21 protein-coding genes and 2 pseudogenes are annotated in these 21,844 nt (G+C 71.6%); 18 read left to right on the top strand and 5 right to left on the bottom strand.

The features are described 5' to 3' along the window. Positions 1–26: 26 nt before the first annotated feature. Positions 27–527 (bottom strand): winged helix-turn-helix transcriptional regulator, encoded by a 501-nt coding sequence (locus ACFVXG_RS15380; protein WP_387927721.1) that lies wholly within the window; start codon positions 525–527, stop codon positions 27–29. Positions 528–635: 108 nt separating this feature from the next. Between ACFVXG_RS15380 and ACFVXG_RS15375 the strand changes: the two genes are divergently transcribed. After that, a complete protein-coding gene (locus ACFVXG_RS15375) occupies positions 636–1,421 on the top strand; it encodes an SDR family oxidoreductase (protein WP_387927719.1) in 786 nt (261 codons plus the stop codon). 24 nt (positions 1,422–1,445) lie between these two features. Then, positions 1,446–1,805, top strand: a complete 360-nt coding sequence (locus ACFVXG_RS15370; RefSeq protein WP_387927718.1) for a nuclear transport factor 2 family protein — start codon at positions 1,446–1,448, stop codon at positions 1,803–1,805. Positions 1,806–1,973: 168 nt separating this feature from the next. Here the strand turns inward: ACFVXG_RS15370 and ACFVXG_RS15365 are convergent. Both ACFVXG_RS15365 and ACFVXG_RS15360 read right to left on the bottom strand, forming a co-directional pair. Continuing rightward, positions 1,974–2,737 (bottom strand): annotated as a pseudogene (locus ACFVXG_RS15365) (transposase family protein). 498 nt (positions 2,738–3,235) lie between these two features. Next, a pseudogene (locus ACFVXG_RS15360) lies at positions 3,236–3,349 on the bottom strand (exodeoxyribonuclease III); the annotation flags it as partial. A gap of 122 nt (positions 3,350–3,471) precedes the next feature. Between ACFVXG_RS15360 and ACFVXG_RS15355 the strand changes: the two are divergent. Continuing rightward, positions 3,472–5,010 (top strand): recombinase family protein, encoded by a 1,539-nt coding sequence (locus ACFVXG_RS15355; RefSeq protein WP_387927857.1) that lies wholly within the window; start codon positions 3,472–3,474, stop codon positions 5,008–5,010. Between the two features lie 133 nt (positions 5,011–5,143). On the opposite strand, the gene ACFVXG_RS15350 is transcribed toward ACFVXG_RS15355, so the two are convergent. After that, positions 5,144–5,284 (bottom strand): hypothetical protein, encoded by a 141-nt coding sequence (locus tag ACFVXG_RS15350; RefSeq protein WP_387927716.1) that lies wholly within the window; start codon positions 5,282–5,284, stop codon positions 5,144–5,146. Here ACFVXG_RS15350 and ACFVXG_RS15345 point away from each other — a divergent pair. Beyond that, a complete protein-coding gene (locus tag ACFVXG_RS15345) occupies positions 5,267–5,776 on the top strand; it encodes a cytochrome P450 (protein ID WP_387927855.1) in 510 nt (169 codons plus the stop codon). The two genes, ACFVXG_RS15350 and ACFVXG_RS15345, sit on opposite strands and share 18 nt — an antisense overlap. Positions 5,777–6,202: 426 nt before the next feature. On the opposite strand, the gene ACFVXG_RS15340 is transcribed toward ACFVXG_RS15345, so the two are convergent. Continuing rightward, entirely contained in the window at positions 6,203–6,535 is a 333-nt protein-coding gene (locus tag ACFVXG_RS15340; RefSeq protein ID WP_387927715.1) for a hypothetical protein, read from the bottom strand. Positions 6,536–6,693: 158 nt separating this feature from the next. Here ACFVXG_RS15340 and ACFVXG_RS15335 point away from each other — a divergent pair, with 158 nt between their 5' ends. From ACFVXG_RS15335 to ACFVXG_RS15270, 14 genes are all read left to right on the top strand, one after another. Next, complete coding sequence (locus tag ACFVXG_RS15335) at positions 6,694–7,410, top strand: TetR/AcrR family transcriptional regulator (protein WP_387927713.1); 717 nt, start codon at positions 6,694–6,696, stop codon at positions 7,408–7,410. 257 nt (positions 7,411–7,667) lie between these two features. Beyond that, positions 7,668–9,032: an MFS transporter gene (locus ACFVXG_RS15330; RefSeq protein ID WP_387927711.1), complete on the top strand. Its 1,365-nt coding sequence runs from the start codon at positions 7,668–7,670 to the stop codon at positions 9,030–9,032. A 107-nt stretch (positions 9,033–9,139) separates the two neighbouring features. Then, on the top strand, positions 9,140–9,586 hold the full coding sequence (gene aroQ / locus ACFVXG_RS15325; RefSeq protein ID WP_387927709.1) for a type II 3-dehydroquinate dehydratase: 447 nt from the start codon (positions 9,140–9,142) through the stop codon (positions 9,584–9,586). Positions 9,587–9,590: 4 nt separating this feature from the next. Next, positions 9,591–10,460 (top strand): shikimate dehydrogenase, encoded by an 870-nt coding sequence (locus tag ACFVXG_RS15320; RefSeq protein ID WP_387927707.1) that lies wholly within the window; start codon positions 9,591–9,593, stop codon positions 10,458–10,460. An 11-nt stretch (positions 10,461–10,471) separates the two neighbouring features. Next, a complete protein-coding gene (locus ACFVXG_RS15315) occupies positions 10,472–12,256 on the top strand; it encodes a bifunctional sugar phosphate isomerase/epimerase/4-hydroxyphenylpyruvate dioxygenase family protein (RefSeq protein WP_387927705.1) in 1,785 nt (594 codons plus the stop codon). A 19-nt stretch (positions 12,257–12,275) separates the two neighbouring features. Then, positions 12,276–13,028, top strand: coding sequence for a CoA transferase subunit A (locus ACFVXG_RS15310; RefSeq protein ID WP_387927703.1), 753 nt, complete (start codon positions 12,276–12,278; stop codon positions 13,026–13,028). Continuing rightward, positions 13,025–13,669, top strand: coding sequence for a CoA transferase subunit B (locus tag ACFVXG_RS15305; RefSeq protein ID WP_387927701.1), 645 nt, complete (start codon positions 13,025–13,027; stop codon positions 13,667–13,669). Before ACFVXG_RS15310 ends, ACFVXG_RS15305 begins: the two co-directional genes overlap by 4 nt. A 53-nt stretch (positions 13,670–13,722) precedes the next feature. Continuing rightward, positions 13,723–14,913: a thiolase family protein gene (locus ACFVXG_RS15300; protein ID WP_387927699.1), complete on the top strand. Its 1,191-nt coding sequence runs from the start codon at positions 13,723–13,725 to the stop codon at positions 14,911–14,913. Between the two features lie 19 nt (positions 14,914–14,932). Beyond that, entirely contained in the window at positions 14,933–15,685 is a 753-nt protein-coding gene (pcaH, locus tag ACFVXG_RS15295) for a protocatechuate 3,4-dioxygenase subunit beta (protein ID WP_387927697.1), read from the top strand. Next, positions 15,685–16,242 (top strand): protocatechuate 3,4-dioxygenase subunit alpha, encoded by a 558-nt coding sequence (pcaG, locus tag ACFVXG_RS15290; protein ID WP_387927696.1) that lies wholly within the window; start codon positions 15,685–15,687, stop codon positions 16,240–16,242. Before pcaH ends, pcaG begins: the two co-directional genes overlap by 1 nt. After that, positions 16,229–17,617, top strand: coding sequence for a 3-carboxy-cis,cis-muconate cycloisomerase (gene pcaB / locus ACFVXG_RS15285; protein ID WP_387927694.1), 1,389 nt, complete (start codon positions 16,229–16,231; stop codon positions 17,615–17,617). Before pcaG ends, pcaB begins: the two co-directional genes overlap by 14 nt. Next, on the top strand, positions 17,614–18,777 hold the full coding sequence (gene pcaD / locus ACFVXG_RS15280) for a 3-oxoadipate enol-lactonase (RefSeq protein WP_387927692.1): 1,164 nt from the start codon (positions 17,614–17,616) through the stop codon (positions 18,775–18,777). The genes pcaB and pcaD overlap by 4 nt, the downstream gene beginning before the upstream one ends. A gap of 400 nt (positions 18,778–19,177) precedes the next feature. After that, entirely contained in the window at positions 19,178–20,302 is a 1,125-nt protein-coding gene (locus tag ACFVXG_RS15275; RefSeq protein ID WP_387927691.1) for a hypothetical protein, read from the top strand. Positions 20,303–20,337: 35 nt separating this feature from the next. After that, positions 20,338–21,810, top strand: a complete 1,473-nt coding sequence (locus tag ACFVXG_RS15270) for an NADH-ubiquinone oxidoreductase-F iron-sulfur binding region domain-containing protein (RefSeq protein WP_387927689.1) — start codon at positions 20,338–20,340, stop codon at positions 21,808–21,810. The last annotated feature ends 34 nt before the right edge of the window (positions 21,811–21,844 follow it).

Here is a 21,844-nt window from a genome sequence, read left to right as displayed (position 1 = left end):
GTGCTCGTGGGCAGGTCCGGTGGCAATCAGGCTCCCCTGTGCGGAGGGTGGGCGTAGCGGGCACGCATGGCCTGGCTCGCGGCGGGCCCCGCAGCGAAGACGTAGGCGCCACAGTCGTCGAGTCGATGTCCTGTCTTGGCGTCCACGACCACGGGCTCGACCTCCTCACCGCTCAGTGCATCGACCAGGACCATGCTGCGCTGCTCGGGCGCCAGGCGGGAGTTGCCCCAGGCCGCCAGGGAGACGATCACCGGGCGTAGGGTGCGGCCCAGGTCGGTCAGGACATACTCGTGGCGCACGGGGTTGCTCTGGTAGGGGCGACGCTCCAGCAGCCCGTCGGTGACCAGGGCCTTCAGGCGTGTGGTGAGCATGCTGGAGGAGATGCCCAGGCTCTCCTGGAACTGGTCGAAGCGGGTATAGCCATCGAAGGCGTCGTGGAGGATGAGCAGGGTCCACCACTCGCCGACGTGCTGCACGGTGGTGGACAGCGGGCACTCCCGGTCCTCCAGCCTGATCCGACTCGCCATCGCGACCATCTCCCCAGTTACTGCTAAAGTCAAAGTTAGTAGCTTTGATTTTAGCAGGGACGACGGACGTCGCGCTCGGCTCGTCGGCATCCGCGAACGGAGAACACCATGACGCAGCCCACCAGCGATTCCCTTCAGGGCCGACACGCCCTGGTCACCGGTGGCACCAAGGGCACCGGCGCGGCCATCGCCCGCCGCCTCGCCCAGGCGGGCGCCACGGTACTGGTCACCGCCCGGAGCCGCCCGCAGGACGTCGCCCCGGAGGCTTTCATCGCCGCCGACCTCTCCACCGCCCAGGGCGCTGAAAGAGTGATCGCCGAAGCGTTGGACCGCACCGGCGGCATCGACATCCTGGTCAACACCTTCGGCGGCTCCAGCGCTCCCGCCGGCGGGTTCGCCGCCTTGGGCGAGGATGAGTGGGCCAAGGAACTGAACACGAACCTGCTGGCCGCCGTGCGCCTGGACCGGGGCCTGCTGCCCGGCATGCTCCAAGCCCACAAGGGAGCCATCGTGCATGTCTCCTCGATCCAGCGCCGCATGCCCCTGTGGAACGGAACGCTCGCCTATGCCGCGGCGAAGGCAGCGCTGACGACCTACAGCAAAGGCCTGGCCAACCAAGTTGCCCCGCACGGTGTCCGCGTCAACACCGTCTCACCCGGCTTCGTACAGACCACCGCCGCGGACGAACTCGTCGGCCGGATCGCCGAAGGCGACGGCATCACCAGGGAAGCCGCACTCGGAAAGCTCATGGACTCGCTCGGCGGCATCCCGCTCGGGCGCCCCAACCGACCCGAGGAAGTCGCCGAACTGGTGGCCTTCCTGGTCTCCGACCGCGCCTCCGCCATCGTCGGCGCCGAATACGTGATCGACGGCGGCACCACACCCACCGTGTAATCCACCTCAACCTGATGGATCATCATGAACCAGCCCCAGCGCCAGTTGAGTACCCCCGACGCCCTCCCCGGCGCGGTCAGCCACTATCTGCGCGCCCACCGGGACCATGACACCGCCGCAGCCCTTGCCGCCTTCGCCGACAGTGCCACCGTCATCGACGACGGCACCACCCACGCCGGAACGGCCGCCATCGAGAAGTGGCTGAACCGCTCTGCGAGCGAGTACACCTACACCATCGAGCAGACCGGCGCCGAGCAGACCGGCGCCGACCGGTACACCGTCACCAACCGCCTCGAAGGCGACTTCCCCGGTGGCGTCGTCGACCTGCACTACCGCTTCACCCTCCGCGCCGACAGCATCCAGCGCCTCGTCATCGAACCCTGAGGGGGGCAGCCCTGCCACGCCGCGGCAACCCGAATCTGCGGAGCACTCAGCACTCCCTGCACCGGGAGCAGCACATCAACAACTCAGTCAGGTGATCCGGCAGACTCACCAAATGAGATGACTTCTTATCTGCTCCGGCATGCCGGGTATTCGGTCGACTGAGCCTTTTCAGCTGTAGACCGTGAGGGTGAGGATCGCTGCGATGGCGGACGTGAGCCAGTTCGGGCTGCAGCGGGCGTGGCGGAAGATTCGCCAGGTTTTGAGCTTGGCGACACCGTGCTCGACGGCGACCCGCAGACGGACGGGCGTGGAGCTTGTTGAACGCCCGGTACTTGTCGGGCAGTTCGCATCCGGCGGTGCGTTTGATCGGTGTCTCGAACGTGCCACCGGCGCCGACGTAGCCCTTGTCGGCGAGGACGGCGAGGACGGCGATCCCGAGGTCCTCGCCGATCGCGATGATGCGATGGGTGCGGGCGGCCGTGAGGTCCGCGGTGCGGCCTGGCAGTGCGGGTGAGAACCACAGGATCGTGCCCTTGGGGTCGGTGACCACCTGGACGTTCACGCCATGGCGACGGTGCTTGCCGGAGTAGTCGCCTTCGCTGTCGCCGACGCGGTCGCATTCGGCCAGGGTGCCGTCGACCAGCACATACTCCGGCTGTGAAGCGCCGGGGGTCTCGGCCAGGTCCGGGCGCGTGTTCGGCGAGAAGGCCGACGACCGCCCGCACGTAGGCGTGGGCGGTGCCGACACTGATCCGGGAGCCGGCCGCGAGCTGGGCAAGGGTGTCGTGCTTGCGCAGGTAGACCAGGGCGAGCAGCGCCCGTTGGTGGGGCGGGAGTTTGCGCCGACGGTCACCCTCTCGGGTGGCGATCAGTATGGTGACCAGCTCGACGAGTGCGTGGGGCAGGTCGAGTGCGGCAGGATAGGCAATCAACGGGGCTTCCCCGCTGACGAGTTGAGGCGTGGAGAACCTGCTCAACGGCCGTGAGGCCCTGCCTGTTGCGCAGAACACCCGCTCGATTCGTCAGATCACCCGATCGGCGCCGAGTTGAAAAGGCTCACTGGTGGCCATGGGGTGAGGATGCATTGCGGAGACGCGCTGCCGAGATATACCGATTCTGTCGTCGGCCGGTTGCTCATCGTGTGCATGGTGTCACGTGATGATCCACAAGACGCATCGCTCGGGGCTCGTGGGCCCTTGCGCGAGAGGCGCTACACAGAACTTCTGTGGAGATCGAACCCAGTGCACTCTCATTTCACATCGCGATCCCCAGAGCGTTCGGCGTGAGTCGGCAGCCTGGCGTTTCCGCAGGTCAGAGCGTTGCCGACCTGCGGAAACGATGAGAGATCGAATCACGTCTCCGCAGGTCAGGGGCACCTCTAGCAGTCGTAGTAGAGATCGAACTCGCCGGTATTGGGGAGAGAGCGCATGTCAGTTGTGCACGTCGAACACCACGGTGACGGGCGCGTGGTCGCTCCAGCGTTCGGCGTGGGTGGCGGCGCGTTCGACGTATGCCTTGACTGCCCTGTCGGCCAGGCCTTTTGTGCAAACACTTAGGTCTACTCTCCAGCGGAACGACACCTTTTCGAAAAAGGTCCACCCGTTCGAGTGCAGGTTGTTCGAGGGTGCTCGCTGGCCCGGGCGGTAGGGGACCTCCTGTGAGCATCATGACGGCTTCGGCGCCGGTTCGGGCGGTGGTTGGTTCGCGTGTGTCGGACACGCACGGGGACGAGGGCAAGGTGTCGCACCTGGTGCAGGCGGAGTCCGCGACAAGGCACGCGGTCTCGAAGGAGTGGGAGATCGTCGGGTCCTTCGAGGACCTGGACGTCTCTGCCCAGATCACGCCGTGGAAGCGCCCGGACCTGGGCCCGTGGCTGACTGAGCGGCAGGGCGAGTGGGACGCGATGGTGTGGGCCAAGGTGGACCGGGCGTTTCGGTCGGCCAAGGACTGCGCGGACGTGGCGCACTGGGCTGAGGAGAACCACAAGGTCCTGGTCTTCACCGACGACGGCATCACCCTGGACTACCGGGAGGGCCGCGAGTCGTCGTTCGGGAACGAGCTGGCCAAGACATTCCTGATGCTGGCGTCGATCTTCGCGGAGATGGAGCTCAAGCGGATCAAGGCCCGGGTCTCGGCCGCGCACAAGCACCTACGCAAGACGGACCGCTGGGCCGGCGGGCAGCCGCCGTACGGGTACCGGATCGTGGACCGTCCAGGTGGTGGCCGAACATTGGAGCCGGACCCGGTGACGTCCGAGGCGGTCCGCTACATGGGCAAGCTTCTCCTGGAGGGGCAGAGCCAGTGGATGATCGCCACAGCTCTGGAGGCCGCCGGCTTCGACACCCCGGCTACCCATGCGTACAAGAACCAGGGCGACACCTACACGAGCAAGCGGAAGACGCCGCCGTCGAACCACTGGAACCCGACCAGCGTGGGGAAGATCCTGCGTTCGCCGGCGACGATGGGCTTGAAGCTGACCGGCCGCTCGGTGAAGGCGCGCAAGATCGCCCGCGACGCGAAGGGCCTGCCGATCCGGATGGCCAAGCCCCTGTTCACCGAGGAGGAGTGGGCCGCGGTCCAGGCCGCGATGGACGAGCGGTCCATCACGAAGGAGCGCTCGAACGGCGCCTCGCCCTGGCTTGGCGTGCCGCACTGCGATCGCTGCGGGGGCCGGTTCTACCGGCAGGTGAACCTCGCCAAGAACGGCAAGATTTACGAGTACTACCGGTGTGCGAAAACGGCCGGGAAGCCCGCGTGCAAGGGCCAGTCCATCAAGGGCGAGCGCGTCACCGTGGCGATCACTGCCCTGGTGGATCGGTTGGCCGGGTTGGCGATGACGGTGCGCAGGTTCATCCCCGGCGAGGACCACACCGAGCAGCTCAACCACGTCACCCAGGCCATGCGCGACCTGCGCGAGGAGAAACGCCGCAACCTGTTCGACTACCCCGGCGGCGACGAGGAGTACTCCGAGGCCCTCGAGACCCTGGTTGACGAACGTCGGCGCCTCGCAGCCCTCCCGCAACGCCCCTCGGCCTGGGTGGAGGTCGAGACCGGCCAGACCTTCGCCGACGCCTGGACCCAGGCGGACCAGGAACACCGCCGCCAGCTTCTCCTCGGCCTCAAGGCCCGCCTCTACATGACACCTACTATCGAAGGCTGGTACCTACCTGCTGAGCTCGAAGCATGTGTTGGACGGCTGGAATGAGCCGACAGCACGGTGTAGGTCGGTTGACCGGGGTCGTGGCAGACCCGAGATCCCCGACTACGCAGGCTCTGCACTTGTCGTAGTTCTGATCGAACATGCCCCTGACCTGCAAAAACAGGGCCTTCTGGCAAGATCATTTCACAACCAGTGCACACTCGGCGGCCTTGACGATGAGATGCAGCAGGCAGCGCTGAGCGATGCCGAGTAGGCCACCGGCCAGCTCACCCGCGAGCGACTCGCCCGCTACAGCGTCGGCCTGCTCCTCGCCGGCCACGAGACCACCGCCAACATGATCGCCCTGGGCACCCTGACCCTGCTCCGACACCCCGACCAACTCGCCCGGCTCCGCGAAACCGACGACCCCCGGCTCATCGCCGACGCGGTGGAAGGACTGCTGCGCTACCTGACCATCGCCGACAGCGGGATCGTCCGCTTCGTCCAAGAGGACACCACCATCGGCGGACAGCCGGTGCGCGCCGGCGAGGGCCTGATCTTCAGCCTCCCCGCGGCGAACCGGGACAGCGCCTTCCTGCAAGACGACCCCGACCGCTTCGACATCCACCGGCAAGCCCGCGGCCACCTCGCCTTCGGCTACGGAACCCACCAGTGCCTGGGCCAGAACCTGGCCCGAACGGAACTCCAGATCGCCCTGCCGACACTCCTGCGCCGACTGCCCGAACTCCGGCTCGCCGTGCCCTTCGAGGACGTCCGCTTCCGATCGCACACCCTCGCCTACGGGATTGCAGAACTCCCGGTCGCCTGGTGACCCAGGACTGATCAGACCCCAACGCGCCTTGCAGGACCCCCCGTTCCTGCAAGGCGCACTCCTCGGACGCGACCTCGCCCGAGCCACCGTGACGGACCAACCAGCGAGGCATGCCAAGTCGCAGACACGGCAGCAGGGGAGCACGTTCCAGGTGCGCCCTTTCTTCCACGCCGCAATCCTGTGCGCTCCCGCTCGGCCCCGGGTCTCGCGCGACCGGCTGCCGGCACTCCGTACAGGACCTTCTCCAACGCTCTGCCCCGGTCGCGCCACGCCGCGCCGGGCACGACCCGCGCCCCGGCGTGGCCCGTACCGTCCGATGGGAGGAGGCGGCGCTGGCCGGGTGGGCATAGGTGCGCCGCGCGGCCTCGGACGGGCGGGTGGGTGTGCCGGTCGCGGCACGTCTGGATCGGGTGGTGATCGGCGGGGTCAGTGGTGGTGATCGAGCCGGGCGAGCAGCGCCCGGTGCGCGTCGGACCGGGCGCCGGCGGTGTGCCGTTGCGCGGCTTCCGCGCCGGGGTGGTCGAGGGCGGTGGCGATCGAGTCCCACGGTTGGCCGGAGGCCAGCATGGCGTTGACCGCAGCGCCGAGGGCGATGGTGGCGGAGGCTTGGGCCCGACCGATCTCGCTGAGGGTGTGCAGCAGGTCGGGCTGCGACTCGGCGGCGCGAAGGTGTTCGCGTGCGGCGACCGAGGCGCGGTCGGCGGTCACCCACCAGTCGGCCGGGGTGTGTTGGGTGGTGGGACCGGATGCTGCGGTCATGGTGCGTCGCCTCCGGGGCGCGGGGGTCGGACTGCCGGCTGGAGTGTACTCACTGGATAGTACATTCCTGCAAGCCTCGGTCCAGCTGGACGGGCCCGCCGTTTAGCCGCGCGGCTACGATGACCTGGTCCGTCAGCCGAATCGCCCGGGGGAGTCGCATGCCCGCCTCGAAGCCCGCCAGCCCGTCCCCGGTGGAGCAGCCCCGCGCGCCGCGCGCCTCGCGGTCCGGCGGTGCCGAGCGGCAGCGCGATGCCGCGCGCACCAGGGCGGAGATCGTCGCGGTGGCCCGGGAGGAGTTCGTCCGCAACGGCTTCGCGGGCGCCCGGGTGGACGAGATCGCGGCCCGGACGCGCACCACCAAGCGGATGATCTACTACTACTTCGGCAGCAAGGAGCAGCTGTACGGCGTCGTCCTGGAACAGGCGTACGCCGAGATCCGGCAGGCCGAGCAGGAGGTGGACGTCGAGCACCTCGACCCGGTCTCCGCGATCCGCCGACTGGCCGAGCTGACCTTCGACCACCACGAGGCACACCCTGACTTCATCCGCCTGGTGAGCATCGAGAACATCCATGAGGCCGTGCACCTGACCGGCTCGACCTCGGTGACCGCCGCGAACGTGCGGGCGGTCGAGGTGATCGCGGGGATCCTCGAGGCCGGCCGGGCGGAGGGGGTGTTCCGCGCGGAGGTGGACGCTCTCGACGTCCACATGATGATCAGTTCGTTCTGTTTCTTCCGGGTGAGCAACCGGCACACCTTCGGCGCGATCTTCGGGCGGGACATGACCGATCCGGCCCGGCGGGAGCACTACCGGACCATGCTCGGCGACATGGTGGTCGCGTACCTCGCGAACGGTTCCACGAAGCCGGCGGAGTGACGGCCGGCCGTCGGCCGGACTGAACTGTTTCCTGGAGATGTCTTGACAGGGCGCGTTCCTGGCCCGAGCCTGGCTGTCCAAGCGCACTATTAACTATCTAGTGCGTTAAGTGAAGCCGCACCACCCCGGGCTGCAGCAGCCGCGCCCTGTGCTCGAAGCGGGACACCCCCGAGGAGCCGCGCCGGCGCCCGACCCCCACCCACCCCACCCGTCCGTTCCGTTCCCCCGGCGCGACGGTGGCTCCTTGAGGAGCGCACGTGACAGCTCACACCCCTCCTGCCGAGGCCAGAGCCGCGGCCCCGCAGGGCAAGCCGCGTAAGGCCGCGTTCGCCGCCTGGATCGGCTCCGCCCTGGAGTACTACGACTTCTTCATCTACGGCAGCGCCGCCGCGCTGATCTTCCCGAAGGTCTTCTTCGACAAGAGCGACCCCTGGACGGCCAACCTCGTCTCGCTGGCCACCTTCGGTGTCGCGTACGCGGCCCGCCCGGTCGGCGCGCTCTTCCTCGGGCACTTCGGCGACCGGGTCGGCCGCCGGAAGATCATGGTCTTCACCGTCATGCTGATGGGCCTGTCGACGTTCGCCATCGGCTGCCTGCCGACGTACGCCCAGGTCGGGACGCTCGCGCCCGCCCTTCTGGTCCTGATGCGCGTGCTGCAGGGCCTCTCCGCCGCCGGCGAGCAGGCCAGTGCCAACTCGATGACGCTCGAACACGCGCCGCCGGAGCGTCGTGGCTACTTCACCAGCTTCACCCTCAACGGCACTCAGGCCGGGCAGATGCTGGCCACCCTGATCTTCATCCCGATCGCCGACCTGCCCGCGGAGGACCTGCTCACCTGGGGCTGGCGCATCCCGTTCCTGCTCAGCGCCCTGGTCACGGTCGCCGCCTTCTTCATCCGGCGCCACCTGGACGAGACGCCCGAGTTCGCGCGGGCCGCCGCCAAGGGCGCGGTGGCCCGGCTGCCGCTGGCCGAGCTGCTGCGCGACCACTGGGCGGACGTGCTGCGGGTCATCGCGGGGGCGCTGATTGCGACCGTCAGCACCATCTTCAGCGTCTGGGCGCTATCGTACGGCGCGACCACCATGGGGCTCCAGCGCTCGACCCTGCTGTGGGTCGGCGTGCTCGCCAATGCGGTGGCGCTGGGCGCGATCCCCTTGTGGGGTCGGCTGTCCGACAGGATCGGCCGCAAGCCGGTCTTCCTGGTCGGCTCCCTGGGAAGCGCCGTGATGGTGTTCGTCTACCTGTGGGCGGTCAGCTCCCGCAGCTACCCGCTGATCTTCCTGACCGGCGTGCTCTCCTTCGGGGTCGTCTACAGCGCCGCCAACGCGGTCTGGCCATCGTTCTACGGCGAGATGTTCACCACCCGGGTACGCCTCTCCGGCATGGCGATCGGCACCCAGATCGGCTTCGCCATCGCGGGCTTCGCGGTCACGTTCGCCGCCGAGATCGCCGGGCCGAAGGGCACGAACTGGGTCGGCGTCGGCGTCTTCACGGCCGCCATGTGTGCGGTCACCACCCTCGCCGTGCTCACCGCTCGCGAGACCTTCAAGGTGCCGACGGCGGATCTCGGCCTCAAGCCGGCCGCGCGGCCGGCGCCCGCCAGGGAACCGCAGCGCGTCTGACCCCACCGGTCCGCGGCCGTCCGCCCCCGATGTACTGACGCATCGACGTCCCGACGGGCGGCCGCAGTCGGCCTGAACAATGAACTATCCAGTTAGTGGATTGGAAGATGACGAACCCTGTGCTGGTCCTCAACGGACCCAACCTCAACCTGCTGGGCCTGCGTGAGCCCGAGGTCTACGGCAGCACCACCCTCGCCGAGATCGAGGCCCTGTGCCGGGCCACCGCCACCGACCACGGGCTGCGGGTGGACTTCCGCCAGAGCAACCACGAGGGCGTGCTCATCGACGCCGTCCACGAGGCTCGCACCGCGCACCGCGGCATCGTCGTCAACCCGGCCGGCTACACCCACACCTCGGTCGCGCTGCGCGACGCGCTCGCCGCCGTCGCGCTGCCGGTCGTCGAGGTGCACCTGTCCAACATCCACCGGCGCGAGCCGTTCCGGCACCACTCCTACGTTTCGGCCGTCGCCGACGCGGTGATCTGCGGGGCCGGCGCCCACGGCTACCAGCTCGCCCTCGCCCACCTCGCCCGACTGATCCCCCAGGACCGGTGACCCCATGACCGACCCCAGCTACCTCACCGGCCTGATCGGCTCCGGCATCGGCCCGTCGCTCAGCCCCGCACTGCACACCCGGGAGGCCGACCGGCACGGACTGCGCCTGCTGTACCGCACCATCGACATCGACACCCTCGGCCTGCCGGCCGAGTCCGTCGGCGAACTCCTCAACGCGGCAAGGGTGCTGGGCTTCGACGGGCTCAACATCACCCACCCCTGCAAGCAGCTGGTGATCGAGCACCTGGACGAGCTCGCGCCCGAGGCCGCCGAGCTCGGCGCGGTCAACACGGTCGTCTTCCGGGGCGGCCGGACCGTCGGCCACAACACCGACGTCACCGGCTTCGCCCGCTCCTTCGCCCGCGGCCTGCCCGAAGCGCCCACCCGCCGCGTGGTCCAGCTCGGCGCCGGCGGCGCCGGCGCCGCCGTGGCCCACGCCCTGCTCACCCTCGGCGCGGACCGGCTCACCCTCGTCGACACCGACCGGGCCCGCGCCGCCGGCCTCGCCGACGACCTGACCCGCCGCTTCGGACAGGGGCGCGCGGTCACCGTCGCCCCGGACGAGCTCGGCGGTGAACTCGCCCTCGCCGACGGGCTGGTGCACGCCACCCCCACCGGCATGGCCGCCCACCCCGGCCTGCCCCTGCCGCCCGAGCTGCTCCGCCCGGAACTCTGGGTTGCCGAGGTGGTCTACCGGCCGCTGGAGACCGAACTGCTGCGCCAGGCCCGCACCCTGGGCTGCCGGACGCTGGACGGCGGCGGGATGGCGGTCTTCCAGGCGGCCGACGCCTTCCGCCTCTTCACCGGCCGCGAACCGCACACCGAGCAGATGCTCGCCGACCTCGCCGACCTCGTCGGCGCGACCGTTCGATGAGGAGGAGCGCCATGCGCAAGTCCATCGCCACCGTGTCGCTCAGCGGCTCGCTCTCCGAGAAGCTCGCCGCCATCGCCGCAGCGGGCTTCGACGGGGTGGAGATCTTCGAGAACGACCTGCTCGCCAGCCCGCTCGCCCCGGAAGAGGTGCGGATGCGCGCCGCCGACCTCGGCCTGCGGATCGAGCTCTACCAGCCGTTCCGTGACTTCGAGGCCGTCCCGGACGACCTGCTCGCCCGCAACCTCCGGCGCGCCGAGCGGAAGTTCGCCCTGATGCAGCGGCTGGGCGCGGACCTTCTTCTGGTGTGTTCGAGCGTCTCGCCCGAGGCCCTGGACGACGATGCGCTCGCCGCCGAGCAGCTCCACCGACTGGCCGAGCTGGCAGGGGAGTTCGGCATCCGCATCGCGTACGAGGCCCTCGCCTGGGGGCGGCACGTCAACACGTACGAGCACGCCTGGAGGATCGTCGAGCAGGCCGGCCACCCGGGGCTCGGCACCTGCCTGGACAGCTTCCACATCCTCTCCCGGGGCTCCGACCCGAAGGGCATCGAGGCCATCCCCGGCGACAAGATCTTCTTCCTCCAGCTCGCCGACGCACCGCAGGTCGCGATGGACGTGCTCCAGTGGAGCCGGCACTACCGCTGCTTCCCCGGGCAGGGCGGCTTCGACGTCGCCGCAGTGGTCGCCCACGCCGTACGGGCGGGCTACCGGGGGCCGCTGTCGCTGGAGGTCTTCAACGATGTCTTCCGGCAGGCCGACGCCGGCCGCACCGCCGTCGACGCGCTGCGCTCGCTGATCGCCCTGGAAGAGGCGGCCGGGACCGCCGTACTGCCGGAGCCGGTCGTCCCGTCCGGCTTCGCGTTCGCCGAACTGGCCGCCGCAGACACCGAACCGCTGCGCGGCCTGCTCGGCGCCCTCGGCTTCAGCCGCACCGGACGCCACCCCGGCAAACCCGTCGAGCTGTGGCAGCAGGGCGAAGCCCGGGTCCTGCTCAACACCACCGCCGGCCACCTGCGCGACGGAGCCTCGATCACGGCGCTCGGCCTGGACGCCGCCGACCCTCGTGCGGCCGTGCGGCGCGCGGAGGCGCTGCTGGCCCCGGTGGTTCCCCGCCGCCGCACGTTCGGCGAGGCCCCGTTGGACGCCGTCGCCGCGCCGGACGGCACCGAGCTGTTCTTCTGCGGCACCGAACTGCCTGGCTGGCGAGGGGACTTCACGCCCAGCGCCGCGACGGCGGAGCCGACCGGCATCACCGCCGTCGACCATGTGGCGATTCCCCAGCCCTGGCACCACTTCGACGAGGCATCGCTCTTCCACCGCACCGTCCTCGGACTGAGGCCGGACGAGAGCCTGGACCTCGCCGACCCGTACGGCCTGTACCGCAGCCGTGCCGTCGCCAACGCGACCGGGACGGTACGGATCGCCCTCAACGTCGCACCCGGCCCCGAGGACGCCGAAGCCCGCCCACAGCACATCGCGTTCGCCACCGACGACCTGATCGCCGCGGCGCGGCGCATCCGCGAACGCGGCGGGAGCTTCCTGCGCATTCCGGCCAACTACTACGACGACCTCGACGCCCGCCACGAGCTCGACCCCGCCACCCTCGCCGAGCTGCGCGAGCTGGACCTGCTCTACGACCGGGACGAGTACGGCGAGTTCCTGCACTGCTACACACCGACCGTCGGACGGGTCTTCTTCGAACTCGTCCAGCGCACCGGTGACTACCGCGGCTACGGCGCGTACAACGCCACCGTCCGGCTGGCGGCCCAGCACGCCGGCCGACAGCAGCCGATCTGACCCACGGGAAGAGGACCTCATGGACAAGGTGGTGGCCGACGCCGCAGCGGCGTTGGCGGATGTGACGGACGGCGCGTCGTTCGCCGTCGGCGGCTTCGGCCTCAGCGGCGTGCCGAACGTGCTGATCCGGGCCCTGTACGAGCACGGCGCGAGCTCCCTCGCCGTGGTCTCCAACAACTGCGGCGTGGACGGCGGCGGCCTCGGCATCCTGCTGGCGGCCGGCCGGATCGCCCGGGTCACCGGCAGCTACGTCGGCGAGAACAAGGAGTTCGCCCGCCAGTACCTCAGCGGGGAGCTGGAGGTCGAACTGACCCCGCAGGGGACGCTGGCCGAGCGGCTGCGAGCCGGCGGCTGCGGAATCCCGGCATTCTTCACCCCGGCAGGGGTGGGCACCCAGGTCGCCGAGGGGGGCCTGCCGTGGCGCTACGCGACCGACGGCGGCGTGGCCCTCGCGTCGCCGCCGAAGGAGGTGCGCGAGTTCGACGGCGGCAGCTACGTGCTGGAGCGCGGCATCACCACCGACTTCGCCCTGGTCCGCGCCGCCCGAGGCGACCGGCACGGGAACCTGGTCTTCAACAAGGCCGCGCGCAACTTCAACCCGCTCGCCGCCATGGCCGGGCGGATCACCGTCGCCGAGGTCGAGGAACTCGTCGAACCAGGGGAGCTGGGCCCGGACGAGATCCACCTGCCGGGGGTCTTCGTGCAGCGGGTCGTGGAACTGGCGCCGGAACAGGCCGTTGACAAGGGCATCGAGAAGAGGACAGTTCGATGAGTTGGACCAGGGGCGAGATGGCGACCCGCGCCGCCGGAGAACTGCGCGACGGCTGGTACGTCAACCTCGGCATCGGACTGCCCACGCTGGTGCCGAACTTCCTGCCGGCCGGGGTGGACGTCGTCCTGCACTCCGAGAACGGCCTGCTGGGCGTCGGCCCGTACCCGGCCGAGGACGAGGTCGACCCGGATCTGATCAACGCCGGCAAGGAGACGGTCACCGTGCTGCCCGGTGCATCGTTCTTCGACTCCTCCCTCTCCTTCGGGATGATCCGCGGCGGCCACATCGACGCGGCCGTCCTCGGCGCCATGCAGGTCTCGGCCCGCGGCGACCTGGCCAACTGGATGATCCCCGGAAAGATGGTCAAGGGCATGGGCGGCGCGATGGACCTGGTCCACGGCGCCCGCAGGGTCATCGTGCTGACGGAGCACACCGCCAAGGACGGCTCGCCCAAGATCGTCGAGGAGTGCACGCTGCCCTTCACCGGCCGGGCCTGCGTCCACCGCATCATCACCGATCTCGGCGTCCTCGACGTCACCGACGAGGGCCTGGTGTTGGTCGAGACCGCCCCCGGCGTCACCCCCGAGGAGATCCGGCAGCGCACGGCCGCCCCCGTACGCGTCGCCGTCCCGGTCGGCTGACTGCCCCCGTACCCGCAGGGCGCCCGGCGCCCCCATCAGCAGGAGCCCCACCCATGACCGACCGCCCCCGCGACGTCTACGTCGTCGACGCCGTCCGCACACCCGTCGGGAAGTACGGCGGCGCGCTCGCCGCCGTCCGCCCCGACGACCTCGCCGCCGGGGTGCTCAGGGCACTCGTCGACCGCAGCCCCGGCCTCGACCCGGCCCGGATCGGCGACGTGTTCCTCGGCAACGCCAACGGCGCGGGGGAGGAGAACCGCGACGTCGCCCGGATGGCCGTGCTGCTGGCCGGCCTGCCGGTCGCCGTACCCGGGGTGACCGTCAACAGGCTCTGCGCCTCCGGACTCGAAGCCGTGATCCAGGCGTACCGCGCCGTCGCCCTCGGCGACACCTCGATCGCCGTCGCGGGCGGCGTCGAGTCGATGAGCCGCGCGCCCTGGGTGCTGCCCAAGCCCGAGCGGGCCTTCCCCGCCGGGCACCAGGAGCTGTACTCCACCACCATTGGCTGGCGGATGGTCAACCCCCGCCTGCCCGAGGAGTGGACCGTCGCCCTCGGCGAGGGCGCCGAGCTGATCGCCGACAAGTACGGCATCACCCGCGAGGCCCAGGACTCCTTCGCTCTCACCAGCCACCACAAGGCGGCCGCCGCCTGGGCGGCCGGCGCGTACGACGCCGAGACCGTCCCCGTGGACGGCGTCGAGCTGGTGCGCGACGAGAGCATCCGCGAGGACACCTCGATCGAGGCGCTCGGCCGGCTGCGGCCGGTGTTCCGCCAGGGCGGCACCGTCACCGCGGGCAACTCCTCCCCGCTCAGCGACGGCGCCGCGGCGCTGCTGCTCGTCGACGAGGCCGGACTCGCCGCCGTCGGCCGCGAGCCGCTCGCCCGGATCAGCGCCTGCGCCGCCACCGGCATCGAACCGCAGTACTTCGGCCTCGGCCCGGTCGAAGCCGCCCGGCGAGCTCTCGCCAGGGCCGGCCGCGACTTCGGCGACCTCACCGTGTTCGAGCTCAACGAGGCGTTCGCCGCCCAGGCCCTCGGCTGCCTGGCCGAGTGGCCCGAGCTCGACCCCGCCGTCGTCAACCCGCGCGGCGGCGCGATCGCCGTCGGCCACCCGCTCGGCGCCTCCGGCGCGCGGCTCGCCGGAGCCGTCGCCCACCAGCTCGCCGCGGCCGGCTCGGGCACCGGGCTCGCCTCCCTGTGCATCGGCGTCGGCCAGGGCCTCGCGCTCGTCCTCGAACGGTAAGACCGGAAAGGCACCTCACATGTCCCCCACCCAACAGGACATCTCGCAGGAGATCGCCCAGCAGGCCCGGACGCATGCCGAGACCGGCGTGGTCAGCCACCACCCGAGCCGCGGTTACGCCCCGTACCGCAGCAGTCTGCTGCGCCATCCCGTGCGGCCCCTGGTCGTCGTGAAGGACCCCGAGGCAGTGGAACTCACCGGGCCCGCCTTCGGCGTCACCGACGTCACCGAGTCCGACGCCGACCTCACCCGCCGGCACACCGGCGAGCCGCTCGGCGAGCGGATCACCGTCACCGGACGGGTCCTCGACCGGGCCGGGCGCCCGGTGCGCGGGCAACTGGTGGAGGTCTGGCAGGCCAACGCCGCCGGCCGCTACGCCCACCAGCGCGACCAGCACCACGCCCCGCTGGACCCCAACTTCACGGGCGCCGGCCGGTGCCTGACGGACGACCAGGGGAGCTACCGCTTCACCACGATCAAGCCTGGCGCCTATCCCTGGCGCAACCACACCAACGCCTGGCGGCCCGCGCACATCCACTTCTCGCTGTTCGGCACCGCCTTCACCCAGCGCCTGGTCACCCAGATGTACTTCCCCGGCGACCCGCTCTTCCCGTACGACCCGATCCTCCAGTCCGTCACCGACGACGCCGCCCGGGCCCGGCTGGTCGCCGCCTACGACCACGACCTGTCGGTCCCCGAGTGGTCGCTCGGCTACCGCTGGGACATCGTCCTCGACGGGCCCGCCGCCACCTGGACCGAGGAAGGCCGCTGATGCTCCCCCCGACCCCCGCGCAGACCGTCGGCCCGTTCTACGGCTACGCCCTGCCCTTCCCCGGCGGAGGCGACATCGCCCCCGCCGGGCACCCGGACACCGTCACCGTCCACGGCCACGTGTACGACGGCGCGGGAGCACCGATCCCCGACGCGCTCCTGGAGATCTGGCAGCCCGCCCCGGACGGGAGCCGCACCGGCGTGCCGGGCTCGCTGCGCCGCGACCCGGTCACCGGCGGCCACCTCGGGCGCAACGGCGTTGACTTCACCGGCTTCGGCCGTGTCGCCACCGACGCGGACGGCCACTGGGCGGTGCGCACCCTGCCGCCCGGCGGCGTGCCGTACCTGTCGGTGTGCGTCTTCGCCCGGGGCCTCCTGCACCACCTGTTCACCCGGATCTACCTGCCCGGCGCGGACCTCGCGGCCGACCCGCTGCTCGACTCGCTCGACCCGGGCCGCCGCGAGACGCTGCTTGCCACCGCGACCGGCCCGCGCACGTACCGCTTCGACCTGCGGTTGCAGGGACCCGAGGAGACGGTCTTCCTTGACTTCCGCTGAGCAGGAACCTGCCGCCGACGTCGGCCTGTTGGCCCCCATCAGGGTCGGCACCGCCGTCGAAGCGGCCACCGGAGACCTCGCCTTCCTCCAGGCGATGCTGGACGCCGAGGCCGCCCTCACCCAGGCGCAGGCCGCGCTCGGCCAGGCCCCGGCGCGGGCCGCCACCGCCGTCTCGGCGGCGGCCCACGCGGAGCGCTTCGACCTGCGCGGCCTCGCCCTGCGCGCCCGATCCGGCGGCAACCCGGTGATCCCGCTGGTCGCCGCGCTCACGGCCGCCGTACCGGGCGACGCCGCCCCGTACGTGCACCGCGGTGCGACCAGCCAGGACATCCTGGACACCGCCGCCATGCTGGTCGCCGCCCGCAGCCTGCCGCTGATCCAGGACGACCTGCGCCATACCGCCGAGGCACTGCGCCGCCTGGCGGCCCGGCACCGCACGACCCCGATGGCCGGCCGCACGCTGACCCAGCACGCCGTCCCGACCACGTTCGGCCTCAAGGCGGCCGGCTGGCGCAGCCTCGTCCTGGACGCCGCCGACCGGCTGTCAGCCGTCCGCCTACCCGCCCAACTCGGCGGCGCCGCAGGAACATTGGCCGCCTTGGAGATCCTGGCGCAGGCACCGGGCAGCGGCCCCGAGCTGGTCGAGTGCTTCGCCGGAGAGCTGGGCCTCGCCGCCCCTGTCCTGCCCTGGCACGCCCTGCGCACTCCGGTCGCCGACCTTGGGACGGCGCTCGCCTTCACCGCGTCGGCGCTTGGCAAGCTCGCCGCGGACGTTCTCCTGCTCGCCCGTACCGAGGTGGCGGAACTCGCGGAGGGCAGCGGCGGCGGCTCCTCCGCCATGCCCCACAAGAGCAACCCCGTCCACGCCACCCTCATTGCCGCGGCCGCCCGCCAGGCACCTGCCCTCGCCGCCGTCCTGCTCGGCGCGCTCGCCGCCGAGGACGAACGCCCGGCCGGGGCCTGGCACGCCGAGTGGCAGGCCCTGCGGGACCTGCTGCGCCTGGCAGGCGGCGCCGCCCACGCGGGCGCCGAACTCGCGGAGGGGCTACGGGTGTTCCCGGACCGGATGCTCGACAACCTGCACCTCACCCGGGGGCTGGTGGTCAGCGAGCGGCTCGCCGCCGAAGTCGGCGCACTGCTCGGACGCGGCCCTGCCAGGGACCTGCTCGACCGGGCCGCCCGCCGCGCCGTGGCCGAGGAGCTGAGCCTGGAGGAGGTGCTGCTGGAGGACCCCGCGCTGATGGCCCGGCTCGACCCGGACACGCTCCACGAGCTCACCCACCCGGCCCGCTACCCGGGCGCCGCAGCGGCTCTGGTCGACCGGGCCCTGGAACGCGAACCCCACGCGCCGTCAACGCGGAGGAACCACCCGTGAAGCAGCTTCTCCACCACCGGATCGACGGAGCCCCGGAACACCCGCCGCTGGTCCTCGGACCGTCCCTGGGCACCTCGCTCGCCGTCTGGGACGCGCAGGTCCCCGCGCTGGCCCGACGGCACCGGGTGATCCGCTGGGACCTACCCGGACACGGCCACTCACCCGCCGGCCTCCTCGCCGAGGGCGCCACCGTCGGTGACCTCGCCGAACTGGTGCTGTCCCTGGCCGACCACCTCGGGCTCGACCGTTTCGGGTACGCGGGCATCTCGCTCGGCGGCGCGGTCGGCGCCCACCTCGCCGTGCACCACCCGCAGCGGGTCCAGGCGCTCGCCGTCGTCTGTTCCTCGGCCCGCTTCGGCGAGCCGTCCGGCTGGCGGGAGCGGGCCGAAGCCGTCCGCGAGAAGGGCACTGGCGAGGTCGCCGCGACGGCCGCCGGCCGCTGGTTCACCCCGGCCTTCGTCAGCGCGCCCGCGGCCACCGACCTGATCGCCGACCTGTGCGAGGCCGATCCGGCAGCCTATGCGGCCTGCTGCGACGCCCTGTCGGCCTACGACCTGCGCGCCGACCTGCACCGGATCACCGCGCCCACCCTGGTCCTCGCCGGACGGGCGGACCCCGCGACCCCGCCCGCCCACGCCCGCGAACTGGCCGACGGCATCCCCCGGGCGACCCTCCTGGAGATCGCCGGCGCCTCCCACCTGGCCCCGGTCGAACGGCCGCAAGCCGTACTCGACGCTCTGAAGGGCCACTTCGCGACGGCCGGTGGTGACGACGACGTCCGGCGCACGGCCGGCACGACCGTGCGCCGGGCCGTCCTCGGCGACGCCCACGTGGACCGTGCGGTTGCCCGGACCACCGAACTCACCGCGGACTTCCAGGACTTCATCACCCGCTACGCCTGGGGGGAGATCTGGACCCGCCCCGGCCTGGACCGCCGCACCCGCAGCTGCATAACCCTCACCGCCCTCGTCGCCCAAGGTCATCACGAGGAACTCGCCCTGCACGTCCGCGCCGCCCTCACCAACGGCCTCACCGCCGACGAGATCGGCGAGGCGCTGCTCCAGACGGCGGTCTACTGCGGTGTCCCCGCCGCGAACTCCGCCTTCGCCGTCGCCCAGCGGGTCCTGGCCGAACAGGAGACCCCCGGGGAGGCGCACTGATCGTTCTTCGACATGGTGAGGGGCTTCACAGGTCCTCCGGGTGCTCGGGCTCCGCAGGAAGAATGCCTGAGGAAACCTGAGGTTTTCATGAGGCGGCGGAGCCGGTGCCAGGACGGATCGCCGCTGGTAGAGTCCCGGTCCGTCCAGGGGGCACTCGCCGCCCAGGCAGCGGGTTTCCCGCCTTCCCCAGCGCTGCGGACCCAGGCGTCCTCCCGGGGAATTCCACGCGCGTGTGCAGCGGGTTCGCATTTGACCGCCGTGTCACCACCACTACGGACGAGGACAGGGTTTGAGGAATTCGACGAGGCGGGCCCGGAGGTCCCTGCGGGGCGCTGTGGCGCGCCTTCGCGCGGCGGCCGCCGGCTCGGCACCGGGGTTGCCGAGGCCCCCGCTGCTGGTCATGGCCGCCGCGGCCGTGGTGGTGCTCGCCGTGGTCGCCACCGTGCTGGAGGCCCTGCGGCTGCCCGCGACGGAACACACCCGCAGCGGAGCGGAGGCGGTGCACCAGTTCGTCGACTTCTTCTTCGGCGTGCTGACGCTGATGGCGCTCAGCGGCAGCGTCACCCTGGGGCTCCTCGCCGCCGAGCGACGGCTGCTGACGCCGCGTCACCGGGTCGCCGTGCAATCCCTGCACCGTGCCGTCTCCGTGGCCGCGGTGGCGACGCTGATGATCCACATCGCCGACAAGGTCGCCGAGGGCCATGCCGATCCGATGGCAGCGGTGGTGCCCTTCGCCCCGGACACCGGCTTCGCCGTCGGCGTCGGCTCCGTCGCCGGAGCGCTCCTGGTCCTGGCCGCGGTGACCGGAGCGCTCCGCGGCCGCTTCGCTGCCAACCCCCGTCTCACCCGGCTGTGGCGACCGCTGCACTGGGTCGCCTACGGGGCGTGGCCGCTCGCCCTCGCCCACGGGCTGAAGGCCGGACGGCCGGCCGCGACCTGGGTCCTGTGGTCGTACGGCGTCAACATGGCCGCCGTGGCACTCGTCCTGCTCGTCAAGCTCCTGCACGGAGTCGGCCGCCGAACCATCGGGGTCAACGCGAACCGCCGCCTGATGGCCGTCGACCTCGTCGGCCCAGGCGCGAACGCGGAGCACCGGCCGATCGGCGACCAGCTGCCCGTCTTCGGCGAATCCTCCGCCCTGCTGGCGCTGGACGTGGTGATACCGGATCCCGCCCCGGCCGCCGCCACCACCGTGCCCGCTCCGGTTCCCGCGGACACGCCCTCCGTGCCTTGGGAGAGCGGTGAGCTGAACGCCCTGTTCGATACGGGCCAGCAGCAGTACCTCGCCGAACAGGCATGGCTCCAGCACGAGCGGCAACAGCAGCAGGCCGAGTACCACCAGCAGTCGTACGCCCAGCACTATCCGCCCCAGACGGCCGCCGCCTTCCCCGGGTATCCGTACGAGCCCGGCGGCGCCCCGCAGGCTCCACCCGCGCAGGGGTCCTGGGCGGGCCCCGGCTCCTGGTACCAACCCCCGTGGCCACCGCCCACCGAGCACGACGCCGACCCCTGGCAGAACCGATGACGGCCGCCCCTGCGGACGTTCCGGAGGTCATCCGCATGGGAGCGCCGCGGCTCACCGCAGGGCTCGACCGCTACCTCCGGATGGGCCACGGCGCCCACCTCGCCGTCCACGGACCCCTGCCCGAGTACGGCGCGCAGGAACTGGTCGAACTCGCCCGGCAGATCGGGCTGACCGGCAAGGGCGGCGCGGCCTTCCCCTTCGCCCGCAAGCTCCAGGCCGTGATCGACTCCGCGCGCCGCCGGCGCCTTCCCGCAGCCGTCGTGGTCAACGCCACCGAGGGCGAACCGGGCAGCGCCAAGGACCGGATGCTGCTCGCCCGCGCCCCGCACCTCGTCCTGGACGGCGCGCTGCTGGTCGCCAGGGCGCTGCGCGCCAGAAGCGTCGCCATCGGCGTGGACGAAGGCAGCCCGGGTGTCACCTCGATGCCCGCGGCCGTCGCGGAACGCCGCTCCCGGCTGCCGATCCGCGTGGTGCAGCAGCCCGCCCGCTTCGTCTCCGGCGAGTCCGGTTCGCTGGTCCGCGGCATCAACGGACTGGTCACCCTGCCTCCGAGCCGCAAGGTCCGCTCCTCCGACGGAGGGCCTGGCGGCGTGGACGGACTGCCGACGCTGCTGTCCAACGCCGAGACGTACGCCCAACTGGCCGTCGCCGCCCGGCTCGGAGCGGAGGCGTACTGCGCCGTGGGCCCGGCGGACGAGCCGGGCACGGTGCTGCTGACGGTCAACCGGCCAGGTGCCCGGCGGCCGGTGGTGGTGGAGGCCCCTGCCGGGACACCGCTCGGCGTGGTGCTGGACGCCTGCGGGACGGGGCCTGGCCAAGGTGTGCTGGTCGGCGGTTATCACGGCATGTTCCTGGACGCGGCGTCGGCGGTGTCCGCTCCCTGCTCCCGGGCCGGGATGCGGCAGTCCGGCGGGACGTTCGGCGCCGGGATCGTCGTACCGCTGCCCGAGGACACCTGCCCGCTGGGCGAGGCGCACCGGATCGTCCAGTGGCTCGCCGCGGAGTCGGCCGGCCAGTGCGGCCCCTGTCGACGCGGACTGCCGGAGCTGGCACGGGCCTTCGGCGTGATGGTCGCCGGCGGCGGCACGGGCGCAGTGGAGGACGTGCGCCGGCTCGCCGCCGCGGTCGTGGGACAGGGGGCCTGCTCGCACCCCGACGGTTCCGCCGGGTTCGTCCGGTCCGCGCTCAGTGCCTTCGCCGAGGACGTGCGCCTGCACACCGAGCACGCCGGCTGCGGACGGCGCGTGCGCGCGGTGCTGCCGACCGAGCCCTGGAGCCCGGAGCGGAACGCCGCCCCGGCCGGCCGGGTGAGCATGAAGGTGGACTGGGCGCTGTGCGACGGACACGGACTGTGCGCCGTCATCGCCCCGGAGCTGATCACCCTGGACCGCAACGGCTTCCCCGTGATCAGCGAGGGCCCCGTGCCGGTCTGGTTGACGCTGTCCGCCAAGCGGGCGGTCAGCCAGTGCCCGGCCCTGGCCCTGCGCCTGGCCGCGTCCGGCCGTTGACGGCCGGCCAGGCACGGCATCGAGGACGGCGTTG

It is taken from the genome of Kitasatospora sp. NPDC058162 (genome assembly GCF_042884005.1).
In the GTDB taxonomy this organism is placed as follows: Bacteria; Actinomycetota; Actinomycetes; order Streptomycetales; family Streptomycetaceae; genus Kitasatospora.
This window is presented reverse-complemented; position numbering and strand designations above follow the sequence as displayed.